Raw genomic sequence first — 13013 nt, forward strand, 5'->3', positions numbered from 1 at the left:
CCATGTACGACACCATCATCGCCAACGGCCGCTGGTTCGACGGCACCGGCGCGCCCTCGGCGATCAGGCACCTCGGCATCCACGACGGGCGGATCACGACCATCTCGGCCGATCCGATCGACGACCCGGCCTGCCCGAACGTTGTGGACGCCACCGGGAAGTGGGTGATCCCGGGGATGCTCGACATCCACACCCATTACGACGTGGAGGTGCTCCAGCATCCGGCGCTGACCGAATCGCTGCGGCACGGCATCACCACGGTGCTGCTCGGCTCGTGTTCGTTGTCGACCGTGCACGTCGACGCCTCCGACGCGGGCGACCTGTTCGCGCGGGTCGAGGCGATTCCGCGCAAGCACGTCGTCGCGGCGGTGGACGAACACAAGACCTGGCGCTCGGCGCACGAGTACGCCGCCGCCCTCGACCGGCTGCCCTTGGGCCCGAATGTCGCCGCGTTCATCGGGCATTCGGATATTCGTGCCGCCGAACTCGGTCTGGAGCGCGCCACCCGCAAGGACGTCCGGCCCGATGCCGCCGAACTGGCCGGGATGGAGGCGAAACTGACCGAGGCGCTGGACGCGGGCTTCGTCGGCATGTCCTCTCAGCAGTTGTTGTTCGACAAACTCGACGGCGAGGTGTGCCGGTCGCGCACGCTGCCATCCACCTACGCGACGACGCGGGAACGGCACCGGCTCAACACCGTGCTGCGACGGCGCGGCGGGGCGTTGCAGGGCGGGCCGGACGTGTCCCGGCCGCACAGCCTGGTCACCATGGCGGCAAGCAGCCTCGGCCTGTTCCGCAGGCCGCTGAAGGTCAGCCTGCTCTCGGCCGCCGACATCAAGGCGATTCCCGCTGTCGTGCACCTGTTTCCGCTGATCGCCCGGGTGCTGAACAAGCTGGGCGGCAATTTCCGCTGGCAGCACCTTCCGGTGCCGTTCGAGGTCTACGCCGACGGCATCGACCTGGTGGTGTTCGAGGAGTTCGGTTCCGGCGCCGAAGCGCTGCACCTGGCCGATCAGGTGGACGAACGACGGGAACTGCTGCGCGACGAGAACTATCGGCGCCGCTTCCGCGCGGATTACGACAAGAAGTTCGGTCCACGGGTATGGCACCGCGACTTCTTCGACGCGCAGATCGTCGAATGCCCCGACCCCGCGGTGATCGGCAAGACCTTCGGCCAGGTGGGCTCGGAGCGCGGCGGCGTGCATCCGGTGGACGCGTTCCTCGACCTCGTGGTGGAGCACGGCAGCAAGGTGCGCTGGCGCACGACGATTTCCAATCATCGACCGGAGGTGCTCGATCGGCTCGCCGCCGATCCGGGCGTGCAGCTGGGCTTCTCCGACGCGGGGGCCCATCTGCGCAACATGGCGTTCTACAACTTCGGGCTCCGCTTCCTGCGCCGCGTGCGTGACGCCGCGGACGCCGGTCGCCCGTTCCTGTCGGTGGAACAGGCGGTGCACCGGCTCACCGGTGAACTCGCGGACTGGTACGGCTTGGACGCCGGGCATCTGCGGGCGGGCGACCGAGCCGACGTCGTCGTCCTCGATCCGGCCCGCCTGGACGATTCGCTCGACACCTACCAGGAATCGCCGATCGCCCCGTTCGACAACCTGCCGCGCATGGTGAACCGCAACGACGACACGGTCACCGCGGTGTTCGTCGGCGGCGTGCGGGTCTTCGGTGACGGCGCTCCCGCTGAGGTCCTCGGCACCCGACGGACCGGCCGGTTCCTGCGCGCGACGACCGCCGTCCGGTGATCGGAACGCCCCTGCGCGGCCGTGCCCGCCGGTAGAATCGCGGGGACCGGCGGCTCGGTCGCCGGTTGTTCGTAGGGAGTCGGCGTGGACGTTTTCGAGCATCGGGGCAGGGCCGTCGTCTACGACCGCGTTGGCAGCGGGTCCGCGATCGTGTTCCTGCACAACGCGGGAACGCAACGCCGGATCTGGGACGACCAGGTCGCCGCACTGCGCGACGAGCACGAGGTCTTCGCGCTCGATCTGCCCGGCTACGGGCAATCCGACCAGCCCGCCACGGGCTACCGCCTCACCGATTACGTCGACATGCTCGCGGCGTTCCTGGACACCCACCGGCGCACCGACGTGGTGCTGATCGGCAACTGCCTCGGCAGCGCCACCGCGCTGCGCTACACCATGGATCATCCGGAGCGGGTGCGCGCGCTCGTGCTGATGAATCCGCTCACCCTGGACACGGTCAGTTCGGGACAATCGGCGGGCTTGGCCTGGCTCGACGCGCGGCTGCCCCTGGCGCCGCTGGCCCGCCGGATCAGGCTGCCGGAACCCGTGGTCTCGCTGATCGTCGGCAATCAGCTCGGCCCTCGCGGCCGAAACCGGAACATCCGGCACGAGCCGCGCGTGCGGGCGCATTGGACGGATCGGGGCAGGCTGCTGGCCCTGCACGGCTTGGTGCAGGATTTCCCGTCCTACCGCGCGCTGGACACGTTCGATCCGCCTGCCGGATTCCCGCCGATCTGCACGATCTGGGGCCGGCGCAATCGCATTCTGTCGGCGAAGGCGGGCGGGCGGCTCAACCACAGGCTGCGTCCGCGCACGGCGGTGGAGCTAGCCGATTGTGGTCATCTCCCGATGGTGGAGGCCCCGGAGCAGGTGACTTCGATCATCACCGGCTTCCTCGCCGATACCGGCGCGCGGGAGCGGGCGGGCGAGCGCTGAGCCGCGCTCAGAGCGGAGCCGCGGTCGGGCAGAGTTCGGCGAAACTGTCCGAGTGCACGCCGCATCCGGCGCATTCGAACACCATGCCGATATCCAGCATCCAATGGATGCGGGTATGGCAGGTCTCGCAGAGGAAGTCCACACCCGCCGGGTGGCAGCAGGACCGTTTACGGATGAACCATTCGGCGCGATGACGACACGGGACGGAGTCGAAGCGGAACGTGCACCTCGGTGCAGCGGGCAGCTCGGCGACAACGGCTTCGAAAGCCGTTGTGGCCGTATAGGTGTTCACAGCGGATACCTTCCAGCGGAGCAGGGCGGGAGGCGGGAGCGTCAGCCGCGGCGCCTTTCCCCCTGAATCGATCTCTCTCGATTAGCTGTTACCCGGATGAGGCTGCTTTCACACGGCGGCGGACCGGCTTGTTTGGTGACGAAGCGGGCGGGAATCCGATTCGTGACTACATCAAGGGAAGGGGTTCTGTCATGTTGTTGCGCCGACTCGCCCGGCCGCTACTGGCCACCGCGTTCGTAGTAGACGGGGTCGATACGCTGCGGCGCCCGGATGAGCGGGTCAAGGCCGCGAACGCACTGCTCGAACGGGGGCACCGGCAGCTGCCCGAAGAAATTGCCACAAAATTGCCGTCCAATCCGACAACGGTCGTCCAGGTCAACGCCCTCGCCCAAGTGAGCGGCGGCGTGCTGCTGGCGCTGGGCAAGGCGCCACGACTGGCCGCGCTGGTGCTCGCGGCGACCGTCGTGCCCGCGGCCGTCACCGAGCAGGATTTCTGGAACGAGCAGGATCCGGCCCGCAAATCGGCGAAGCGGACCGCGTTCCTCAAGGACCTCGGCCTCCTCGGTGGGCTGATGATCACCGCGGCCGACACCGAGGGCAAGCCGTCGCTGGGCTGGCGCGGCCGCCGGGCCGCCCGCGACGCCGCCGCCGCGGTCACCGCCGCACTGCCGTTCGGCGCTACCTCCGATACCGCCACCGGCGCGGCGTTGCGCAAGCACGCGCAGGAAGCCGCGGAACGGGCGCGTGCGCTCGGAGCGGTGGCGGCGAGCAAGGGCGCGGAACTCGCCGAGACGGCTCAGCGTCACGGCCCGGGATGGGCGGAGGCGGCCAAGGAACACGGCAGTGAGCTGGCCGGTACCGCCAAGGAACACGGGTCGGAGTGGGCCGAGATCGCCAAAGAGCGCGGCGCCGACTGGGCGGAGGTCGCCAAAGAACGAGGCACCGACTGGGCAGAGATCGCCAAAGAACGAGGCACCGACTGGGCAGAGATCGCCAAAGAGCGCGGCGCGGAGTGGGCGGAGGTCGCCAAAGAGCGCGGCGCCGAGTTCGCGGAGATCGCCAAAGAGCGGAGCGCGCATCTCGCGGATCTCGCCAAGCAGCGCGGGGCCGAATGGGCGGAGGTCGCCAAGGAGCGCGGACCGGAGATCGCCGACGCCGCCCGGGAACGCAGCGCGCACACGGCGCAGCTGGCTCGCGAGCGGGGCGCCCGGAAAGCGCAGGCGGCCCGCGAGGCCATCGACTCGCGGCGCCACTGAGGCTCCGGGCGAGCACGGCGGGCGCCTCGCCCTGGGGCGCACCGCCGGCGCGTCGGTGACCCTTCTCCGGCCGTGGCGGTCAGGCGGTCTCGTCGTAACCGGGCGCTGGACCGACGAGGGCGGCAACGAGGGAGGGCACCCGATGGAATCGGCCGGCCAGGCCGGTGACCTCGATCGCGCGATCCGCCGGCCGCACCATGGTGATCAGCACCAGCCTGCGGCGGGAGCGCGTGGCTTCGGCCTGCGCTTCGACCAAGACGCTCAGTCCCGCCGCCGCCAGGAAGGTGACCGGTGAGAGGTCGAGCACGAGCGTGGTCGCGGGGCGCAGGCAGGCGACCGCCAGCTCCGCGCGAAACCGGGGCGCGGTCGCGGCGTCGATCTCGCCCTCGACCAGCAGCAGGATGACGTCGCGGCGCGGGCGGCACACCGAAAAACGAAGCGGGTCAGTCCATTCGGCGTGTCGGGACATGCGCTGACTCCTGGCCGGAAGCTGGCACTGCACAGACTTTGCGCTTCCAGTGAAGCATGGTGCGCGAGGTCTGTACAGGAGCGCCACGGCGCGAACTGTGTTCGCGGACTACGCTTTCCGGTCAGCGCTCGGACTCTAGGACGTATTCGCGCTTCCGCCGCAGGAGATGGTGACGGCCTCCCCGTTGAAGTGGCGGCCGTGCTCGGAGACCAGCAGCAGCACCGCCTCGGCCACCTCGGCGGGCTGGATCAGATCGCCGTTGGGCGGGCCGGATTCGATGATCGCCATCCAGTCCTCCCTGGTGGGATTCTCCTTGTCCGGCACCATGAGCCGCCAGGTGGCGGGGTTCTGGATCATGTCGGTGTCCACCCCGGACGGCAGCAGGGCGTTCACCGTGATGCCGTACTCCGCCACCTCCAGGGACAGCGACTTCACCAGGCCCAGCACGCCCCATTTGCTCGCGGCGTAGTGCGCCGCGTTGCGCACGCCCATCTTCGCCACGATGGACGAGGTGGCCACCACGCGGCCCCAGCGACGCTCGATCATGTGCGGCACGACCGCGCGGAAGCTGTGGAACACGCCGGTCAGGTTGGTGTCGATCATGTCCTGCCACAACTGCTCGTCCATCTCCGCGACGGGCGAGTTGGAGGCGATGCCCGCGTTGGCGATCAGGATGTCGATGCGGTCGAATTCCTCCAGCGCGCGCTCGGCGACCATCCGCATCTGTTCCAGGCTGCGCACGTCGGCCCGCACCGCGACGCAGCGGCGGCCGGTGCGCTCGACCAGGGCGGCGGTCTCGGCCAGATCGTCGGGAGTACTCAGCTCGTAGGGAAGGCCGGACAACGGTGCGGCGATGTCACACACCACGATGTCCGCGCCCGCGTTCGCCAGCGCGAGGGCGTGCGCGCGCCCCTGTCCACGGGCTCCGCCGGTGATCACCGCCACCCGATCGTCGAGATGCCCCATCACTGGCCCTTCATAGGTCGGTACCTGCTTCGGCCGCCACCCATCGTGTCACGTGCGGACGGCGCGGGCTCCCGATTTTCCGGCAGGCCGGGCCACCGTCGAGCGATTTCCCGCCGATGGGAACGAGCGGTGGGCGCGCCCGCGCGTGGCCACCGGTACGCGCAGCGCCACGTCCGCGACCTGCGCCGACCGGCTGTATTGCCGAAATCGCCAGGGACAGTGGAACAATGGGTGCGGTCTCGGCGCCGGAGCGGGCACGGCCACGGCGCGCACGAACCGACCCGGCTGCGGCACGGAGGCCACATGCAACCTTTCCGACCCGGTCCAGCGACCAACTGGGTGCGATGTACGCTGCGCCCCGGAACGATTTCGCCCGTGCCTACCCATCGTTCCTGGCACGGTCGGCGCATCCACAGTGGTTCCAGGGGGCCCGATGACCGATTGTGAGTACCTTCCCGTGAATCTCGACCGACAGCTCGACACCGAACCGACCGAGCACGACAGCACCCTGGCCGCCCGGCTCACCAGCCCGCGGCTGCGCAAGCTGCTGCACACAGCCATCGGCCTCTCCGAGGATTCCGTGGATCTGCTGACGACCATGACCACGCGCCTGCGTGCCGCCGAGGGCATGATCCTGCGCGACCCGCTCGACGACTGCTGACACCCGGGCGGGCGGGCCGGGGCCCGGCGCCCCGCCGCGGCCGCCCGAGGTGGTTGCCGAACCGGCAACGATATTTGCCGATACGTCCGGTCCGGTGGATGGTGGGACGCATGAGTGCGACACACCACCATCGGAACGCGACCACGCCCACGACGGTCGAGTTCTGGGAGTCCTTCTACCAGGAACGCGACCAGATCTGGTCGGGACAGCCGAACTTCCTGCTCGTGCGGGAGATCGAAGCGGTCGCCCCGGGTACGGCACTGGACCTGGGTTGCGCCGAGGGCGCCGACGCGATCTGGCTGGCCGAGCGCGGCTGGCGGGTGACGGCGGTGGACGTCTCGGAGACCGCGCTGGCCCGTGCCAGGGCGCGGGCCGCACGACAGCAGCTGCCCAGCGAAATCGATTGGCAGCGGCACGATCTCGACCACACCTTCCCGTCCGGGAGCTACGACCTCGTCACGGCGCAGTATCTGCACTCACCGGCGGCCCAGGACGGTGAACGGACGCGAATCCTGCGCCGGGCCGCGGAGGCGGTGGCGCCCGGCGGGCTGCTGCTGATCGTCGGGCACGCGGAGTGGCCCAGCTGGGTGCTGGAACCGCCCGCCGAGGTGCACTTCCCGACCACCGCCGAGGTGCGCGCCGACCTCGCGCTCGACCCGGCCGAGTGGCAGGTGGAAGTGGAGGACGTGGTCGAGCGCGAGCACGCGGGCCCGGAGGGGCAGCCGGGCACGCGGAAAGACAGCATCCTACGAATTCGCCGCCGCTGACCCGAGCCGGAAACCCGCTCGGCACCGTCGCCCCACACAGCGCACTCCCAGGTTTGCTCCAGGTTGCGGGCAGGCGGCCTTCCTAGCCTTCGAAGTGGATTTCACACGGAAGGAAGGCGAAGATCATGGCGTCGATTACGAGCGTCCCGCCGGGCGTGGAGGCCGTCGCGAGACCCGTCGGCGCCCATCGCGCCTCCACCCACGAGCGATCATGGGCGGATCGCGCGTTATTCGGGCCCGCGACCCAACCGCGGTGGGCGCGCCCGGCGCTGTGCGCGCTGCTGATCGCGACCGCGGTGCTGTATTTCCGGAATCTGACGGTCTCCGGTTGGGCGAACGAGTATTACGCCGCGGCAGCGCAGGCGGGGACGCAGAGCTGGAAGGCGCTGCTGTTCGGCGCGCACGACGCGGGCAACGCGATCACGGTGGACAAGCCGCCCGCGTCGCTGTGGGTGATGGGGCTGTCGGGGCGGTTGTTCGGATTCGGCTCGTGGTCGCTGCTGGCGCCACAGGCATTGATGGGCGTCGGCTCGGTGGCCCTGCTGTACGGCGCGGTGCGACGGTGGAGCGGCCCCGGCGCGGGCCTGCTGGCCGGTGCGGCGTTGGCGGCCACTCCGGTGGCCGCGTTGATGTTCCGCTTCGACAACCCCGACGCCCTGCTGACGTTGCTGCTGGTCGCGGCGGCCTACTGCACGGTGCGGGCGATCGACTCGCACGGGCCGCGCTGGCGTTCGACGAGTACCGGCTGGCTCGCCCTGGCCGGTGCGGTCATCGGTTTCGCGTTCCTGACCAAGATGATGCAGGCGTTCCTGGTCCTGCCCGCGCTGGGGCTGGTGTTCTTGGTCGCCGCGACGGGAGGATTCTGGTCCCGGATCGTCAAATTGATCACCGCGTGCGCGGCCATGGTGGTCGCGGGCGGATGGTACGTGCTGCTGGTCGAGCTGTGGCCCGCGGATTCGCGCCCCTACATCGGCGGGTCGACCGACAACAGCCTGTGGGAGCTGGCGCTCGGCTACAACGGGATGGGCCGACTGCTGGGCGGCAGCGGCAATCCGAGCGGGGGCTCGGGCGGCCCCGGAGGCGGCGGCATGGGCGGCGCGTTCGGCGGCGACACCGGATCGGCCCGGCTGTTCAGCGGCAGCATGGGCACCGAGGTGTCCTGGCTGCTCCCGGCGGCGCTGATCGGCCTGGTCGCCGGGCTGTGGCTGAGCGGCCGCGCACCGCGCACCGATCGGCTGCGGGCGGCGATGATCCTCTGGGGCGGGTGGCTGCTCGGCACCAGCCTGGTATTCAGCTACATGAGCGGGATCATCCACCCGTACTACACGGTGGCCTTGGCGCCGGGCATCGCCGGTGTCGCCGGAATCGCGGTGACGCAGTTGTGGCGGCGGCGCGGGCACATGGCGGCCAGGATGACGTTGGCGCTGCTGTCGGCGGTCACCGGCGTCTGGGCCTTCGTCCTGCTGGACCGCACGCCGGACTGGTTGCCCTGGCTGCGCTGGACGGTGCTGGTCTCGACCGCGCTCGCGGCGATGGGCCTGCTGGTCGGCGCGCACCGGTCGCGCGGGATCGCCGTGACGATCGCGGCGGCCGCGTTGCTCGGCGGGTTCGCCGGATCCACGGCCTACGCGGTCGAGACGGTCACGCACGCGCACAGCGGCGGCATCCCCACCTCCGGGCCCGCGCAGGCGGGTTCGATGGGCGGGCCCGGCGGAGGCGCAGGAGCGGATGGTCCGCCTGCCGACGGCCGCACCGGCGCGACGGACGGCACCGAGCTGCCGACCGGAGACGCGGCTCCCACCGGCAGCGAGCTGCCGATCGGAGACATGCCCGCCGCCGACGGCGGACGGTCGACCGGCGACGCGACTCCCGCGAGCCGCGCGGGCGGACCGGGCGGAAGCGCGGGTAACGCGGAGCTGGACGCCCTGCTGGAGAACACCGACAGCCGATGGTCGGCGGCCAGCATCGGCTCCGGCACCGCGTCGAGCCTGGAATTGCGCACCGGCACGTCGGTGATCGCGATCGGCGGCTTCAGTGGTGGCGACGACGCGCCGACGTTGGCGCGGTTCCAGCAGTACGTGGCCGATGGCGAGGTGCGCTACTTCGTCGCGCAGGGTCAGGGCATGCGCCCCGGCTCCAGCGGGGAGAAGTCGGCGGCGGACGAGATCACCGAGTGGGTGAAGGCGCACTTCACCGCGAAGACGGTCGGCAACATCACCGTCTACGACCTGACCGCACCCACCAGCAGCTGATCGCCCGGATCCCGACCGCAGGAGTATCGCCGCACCGCAGGGTGCCGCGATACTCCTGCCCGTGTTCGGCGCAGGGCCTCGACACCGCCGCCGACGACCCTTCGAGTTCGCCCCGCACTGGGGAACGCCGGAGGCGGCCGCCGCAGATCGCCCCGGCGAGGGAACGCCGAGGCTTATAGCGAGACCATGTTCAGCTCGCCGATCCGACGATCGACACGAACCATGGGGCCGCAACCCAGGGCACGCACCGTCGTAGACAGTGATGATCGGCGGTTGCTGCGCACAGCGCGGCGATCGGCGAAGCCCCCTCGCTGACGCACGATCGCCTCGCTTGCCGTCGACGGGCCCGGTCACCGGATCGGACACCAGCCGCACCAGGCTTGATGGACGCGGGCGACAGCGCGCCGGGCCCGGGTGGCGCGCTCCCAGGAAACACCCAGCTTGCTCGCAGGTTGCTCCGTGCCTGCGAGGCAATCATGGACTCATGACCGGCACCGAACCCGAAGCCCGCGTCCTCATCGTGGACGACGAACCGATGATCATCGAACTGCTCGCCGTGAGCTTGCGGTTCCAAGGGTTCGAGGTGGCCACCGCGCTCAGCGGCACCGAGGCGCTGGATCGGGTGCGCGGATTCCGGCCGGACGCGTTGATCGTGGACGTGATGATGCCCGGCATGGACGGGTTCGGGATGCTGCGGCGGCTGCGCGCCGACGGGGTGACCGCGCCGGTGCTGTTCCTGACCGCCCGCGACGACGTCGACGACAAGCTCACCGGACTCACCCTCGGTGCGGACGACTACGTGACCAAGCCGTTCAGCCTGGAGGAGGTCATCGCGCGACTGCGAGTCATCCTGCGCCGCAGCGGAATACAGTCCACAGCCGAGGGCGTCAACCGGATGACGGTGGGCGATCTGGTGCTCGACGACGACAGTCACGAGGTGTGGAAGGCGGGTGCGCCGGTGTCGCTGTCGCCGACCGAGTTCACCCTGCTGCGCTACTTCATGGTCAACACGGGCAAGGTGCTGAGCAAGCCGAAGATCCTGGACCACGTCTGGCGCTACGACTTCGGCGGCGACGCGGGCGTGGTCGAGTCGTATGTGTCGTATCTGCGGCGCAAGGTCGACACCACCGAACCGAAACTGCTGCACACGCTGCGCGGCGTCGGTTACGTGCTGCGCGAACCCCAGGTGAGCCGGAGGTGAGCGTACGAACGGAACTCGCGCGGCGGATATCGGCGGTCCCGCTGCGGGTGGGGCTGGTGATCGTGCTGCTGCTGCTCACCGCGGCGGCGCTGTTCGCGTCGGGCGCGGCGGTGACCTCGGCGCTGAGCCGATCGCTGACCCAGCGCACCGACGAACAGCTCTACGACGCGGCGCGGTCCTGGGCGCAGCCGCGTCCGATGCGGCAGGTGATCACCCCTGACGGTCGCACGCAATGGATTCCGGCGGATCTCCCGGCCGCGCCGGTGCAGCCGAGATCGGTGGGCGAGCAGCCACGCCGGTTCTTCGAACTGCGCACGGGAGCCGACGGCCAGGTGTATCCGGACCCACCCGGCGGCAACAGCGCCGCGGGGACCCCGGACCTGGGCGGTTCGAGCGCCCAGACGCCGAGAACGGTGGATTCCGCGGACGATTCGTCGGTGCGCTGGCGGGTCCTGACAACGACCAACGAATACGGTTCCACCACCATCGGCCTGCCACTGACCGACAACCAGGAGACGGTCTCGCGGCTGATCTTCTTCGAGGTCGGCACGGGGGCAGCGGCTCTGCTGGCCCTGGGCGCCGTCGGCTACCTGGTGATCCGGCGCAGCCTGCGGCCGCTGCGCGAGGTGGAGCAGACCGCGGCGGCGATCGCGAGCGGCGACCTGCACCGGCGGGTGCCGGTGCGCGGCGTCGACACCGAAGTCGACCATCTGGCGCGGTCGTTGAACGAGATGCTCGCCCAGATCCAGCACGGCGTGGCCGCGACCGAGGCCTCCGAGGAAGCCGCCCGCCGCTCGGAGGCGCGGATGCGCCGCTTCGTCGCCGACGCCAGCCACGAACTGCGCACGCCGCTGACCACGATTCGTGGTTTCGCCGAGCTGTACCGGCAGGGCGCCAGCACCGATGCGGGAATGGTGGTCGGCCGGATCGAAGCCGAGGCCGAGCGCATGGGTGTGCTCGTCGAAGATCTGCTGCTGCTGGCGCGGCTGGACGAGAAGCGCCCGCTGGAGCGCAGACCCGTCGACCTGCTCGCGCTCGCCGGCGACGCCGTGCACAATGCGCGGGCCATCGCCGCCCGTCAGAAGCCGTCGCCCGACGCGCCGGACCGCCCGATCACCCTGGTGATCGGCGAGGGCGAGGGAACCATGGACGTCGTCGGCGACGAGGCGCGCCTGCGCCAGGTCCTGGGCAACCTGCTCGGCAACGCCCTCACCCACACCCCGCGCGAAGCGGCGATCACGGTGCGGCTCACGGCCGCGCCCGATCGCGTCCGCATCGACGTGCTCGACACGGGCCCCGGCCTGTCGCCCGACGCCGCCGCGCGGGTATTCGAACGCTTCTACCGCGCGGACGCCTCACGCACCCGCACCAGCGGCGGCACCGGCCTCGGCCTGTCCATCGTCCAAGCGCTGGTAACCGCCCACGGCGGATGTGTCTCGGTCGACAGCGAACCGGGCCGCGGGGCGACCTTCACCGTGGTGTTGCCCCGTGAACCCGCCGCTACGCGGCCCACAGGAGAGTGGGCGCGATCCGGGTAGCACGGGTCCGCTCGGCGCGATCCCAGCCGGAACCCGCGCCGTGCGGATGCGCGGCGCCGCCGAGTCGCCGAACTGGTGGATGGCCTGGTTCGGCGGTGCGCATCGGATCGCTGGCGACGCTCAGCGCGGCGCGGTTAGGAAGATGTCGTCGAGCGGGGCCCCGGAACCGGGGGTGGCGCCTTCTTCGGCGAACCATTCCCAGTGCATGACGCGGGCGAGGATCGGGGTGGGCAGGCGCAGGAGCACTTTCGCGATGGTGGCGAAGCGGCTGGAGCCCTCGACGATCGAGCGGTGGGCGGCCAGGGCGGCTTTGCGTTGCGCGGCATGGGCGGCGACGTCGATGCGATGGGTGATCGCCGAGCGCGGACTGAACAGCGAGACGAGAACCGAAGGGTCATAACGCAAAGGGACCCGCAATCGCTCCAGTGAACGAACGAGGCGCGTGTAACCCTCGCGCGGCAAGGTGGCGTCCAGGACTCGCGACACACCGGCGAGTTCTGCCGCGCGCTTGCCCACCTGGTGCACGCGGACGTGGTCGCGATGCCCGTAGCCGCCGTTGCGGTCGTAGCTGAGCAGAATTTCGGCGTGCTCCTCGCGCAGGATCGCGGCCAACCGCCCCGCCGCCTCCTCCGGATCCGCGCGGGCGAATCGCATCCGGTCCGGCGGGTCGGCGTACAGCACCGCACCGTGTCCGCTGTCGGCGTAGCCGAGGTGCACCACCCGGTGCACGCCGAGGGCGGCGGCGCTGGCCGCCAACTCACCGAGGCGCAACGGCTCGCGGCCATCCAGATCCGCCATGTGGCCATCGGTGGCCACCACGATCACCGTCCGGTGCCCGGCGGCGGACAGCTTGGCCAGGGTCCCGCCGGTCAGCAGGGCCTCGTCGTCCGGGTGCGCGTGGAATGCCACAACGGTCGCCATCGC

The 13013-nt window shown here is 70.5% G+C and carries 12 protein-coding genes; 8 read left to right on the forward strand and 4 right to left on the reverse strand.

Annotated elements, in window-relative coordinates:
* The first annotated feature begins 2 nt into the window (after positions 1-2).
* Both ON29_RS21765 and ON29_RS21770 read left to right on the forward strand, forming a co-directional pair.
* Positions 3-1754: an N-acyl-D-amino-acid deacylase family protein gene (locus ON29_RS21765; RefSeq protein WP_040868918.1), complete on the forward strand. Its 1752-nt coding sequence runs from the start codon at positions 3-5 to the stop codon at positions 1752-1754.
* Between the two features lie 84 nt (positions 1755-1838).
* Positions 1839-2687, forward strand: coding sequence for an alpha/beta fold hydrolase (locus tag ON29_RS21770; RefSeq protein WP_040868920.1), 849 nt, complete (start codon positions 1839-1841; stop codon positions 2685-2687).
* Between the two features lie 7 nt (positions 2688-2694).
* Here ON29_RS21770 and ON29_RS36020 read toward each other — a convergent pair whose 3' ends face one another.
* Entirely contained in the window at positions 2695-2979 is a 285-nt protein-coding gene (locus tag ON29_RS36020) for a hypothetical protein (RefSeq protein WP_157172852.1), read from the reverse strand.
* Between the two features lie 191 nt (positions 2980-3170).
* On the opposite strand from ON29_RS36020, the gene ON29_RS21775 reads away from it, so the two are divergent.
* Complete coding sequence (locus ON29_RS21775; protein ID WP_040868922.1) at positions 3171-4235, forward strand: DoxX family protein; 1065 nt, start codon at positions 3171-3173, stop codon at positions 4233-4235.
* A 79-nt stretch (positions 4236-4314) separates the two neighbouring features.
* On the opposite strand, the gene ON29_RS33960 is transcribed toward ON29_RS21775, so the two are convergent.
* Together ON29_RS33960 and ON29_RS21785 are read right to left on the reverse strand one after the other, a co-directional pair.
* The gene (locus tag ON29_RS33960; protein ID WP_083863967.1) at positions 4315-4704 is read right to left on the reverse strand and encodes an STAS domain-containing protein; all 390 of its coding nucleotides are present in this window, start codon (positions 4702-4704) and stop codon (positions 4315-4317) included.
* Between the two features lie 135 nt (positions 4705-4839).
* Positions 4840-5670 (reverse strand): mycofactocin-coupled SDR family oxidoreductase, encoded by an 831-nt coding sequence (locus tag ON29_RS21785; RefSeq protein WP_040868924.1) that lies wholly within the window; start codon positions 5668-5670, stop codon positions 4840-4842.
* Between the two features lie 433 nt (positions 5671-6103).
* Between ON29_RS21785 and ON29_RS21790 the strand changes: the two genes are divergently transcribed.
* From ON29_RS21790 to ON29_RS21810, 5 genes are all read left to right on the forward strand, one after another.
* Positions 6104-6331, forward strand: a complete 228-nt coding sequence (locus ON29_RS21790) for a hypothetical protein (RefSeq protein WP_157114249.1) — start codon at positions 6104-6106, stop codon at positions 6329-6331.
* Between the two features lie 110 nt (positions 6332-6441).
* Positions 6442-7098, forward strand: coding sequence for a class I SAM-dependent methyltransferase (locus tag ON29_RS21795; protein WP_040868928.1), 657 nt, complete (start codon positions 6442-6444; stop codon positions 7096-7098).
* Positions 7099-7223: 125 nt separating this feature from the next.
* Positions 7224-9350, forward strand: a complete 2127-nt coding sequence (locus ON29_RS21800; protein WP_083863969.1) for an ArnT family glycosyltransferase — start codon at positions 7224-7226, stop codon at positions 9348-9350.
* A gap of 484 nt (positions 9351-9834) precedes the next feature.
* Positions 9835-10551 carry a response regulator transcription factor gene (locus tag ON29_RS21805; protein ID WP_040868930.1) on the forward strand — a complete coding sequence of 239 codons (717 nt, stop codon included), beginning with the start codon at positions 9835-9837 and terminating at the stop codon, positions 10549-10551.
* A complete protein-coding gene (locus ON29_RS21810; protein ID WP_051175449.1) occupies positions 10548-12089 on the forward strand; it encodes a sensor histidine kinase in 1542 nt (513 codons plus the stop codon). Before ON29_RS21805 ends, ON29_RS21810 begins: the two co-directional genes overlap by 4 nt.
* Before the next feature lie 120 nt (positions 12090-12209).
* On the opposite strand, the gene ON29_RS21815 is transcribed toward ON29_RS21810, so the two are convergent.
* Positions 12210-13010, reverse strand: coding sequence for a PIG-L deacetylase family protein (locus ON29_RS21815; protein WP_040868931.1), 801 nt, complete (start codon positions 13008-13010; stop codon positions 12210-12212).
* Positions 13011-13013 lie beyond the last annotated feature (3 nt).

Origin of the sequence: Nocardia exalbida NBRC 100660, from assembly GCF_000308575.1 — a bacterium.
Classification (GTDB): Bacteria; Actinomycetota; Actinomycetes; order Mycobacteriales; family Mycobacteriaceae; genus Nocardia; species Nocardia exalbida.

What these genes read in the sequence shown, in the direction of transcription:
- ON29_RS21765 (WP_040868918.1), top strand. Translation starts at nt 3, where the DNA reads ATGTACGACACCATCATCGCCAACGGCCGCTGGTTCGACGGCACCGGC.
- ON29_RS21775 (WP_040868922.1), top strand. Translation starts at nt 3,171, where the DNA reads ATGTTGTTGCGCCGACTCGCCCGGCCGCTACTGGCCACCGCGTTCGTA.
- ON29_RS33960 (WP_083863967.1), bottom strand. Translation starts at nt 4,704, where the DNA reads ATGTCCCGACACGCCGAATGGACTGACCCGCTTCGTTTTTCGGTGTGC.
- ON29_RS21785 (WP_040868924.1), bottom strand. Translation starts at nt 5,670, where the DNA reads ATGGGGCATCTCGACGATCGGGTGGCGGTGATCACCGGCGGAGCCCGT.
- ON29_RS21790 (WP_157114249.1), top strand. Translation starts at nt 6,104, where the DNA reads ATGACCGATTGTGAGTACCTTCCCGTGAATCTCGACCGACAGCTCGAC.
- ON29_RS21795 (WP_040868928.1), top strand. Translation starts at nt 6,442, where the DNA reads ATGAGTGCGACACACCACCATCGGAACGCGACCACGCCCACGACGGTC.
- ON29_RS21800 (WP_083863969.1), top strand. Translation starts at nt 7,224, where the DNA reads ATGGCGTCGATTACGAGCGTCCCGCCGGGCGTGGAGGCCGTCGCGAGA.
- ON29_RS21805 (WP_040868930.1), top strand. Translation starts at nt 9,835, where the DNA reads ATGACCGGCACCGAACCCGAAGCCCGCGTCCTCATCGTGGACGACGAA.
- ON29_RS21815 (WP_040868931.1), bottom strand. Translation starts at nt 13,010, where the DNA reads ATGGCGACCGTTGTGGCATTCCACGCGCACCCGGACGACGAGGCCCTG.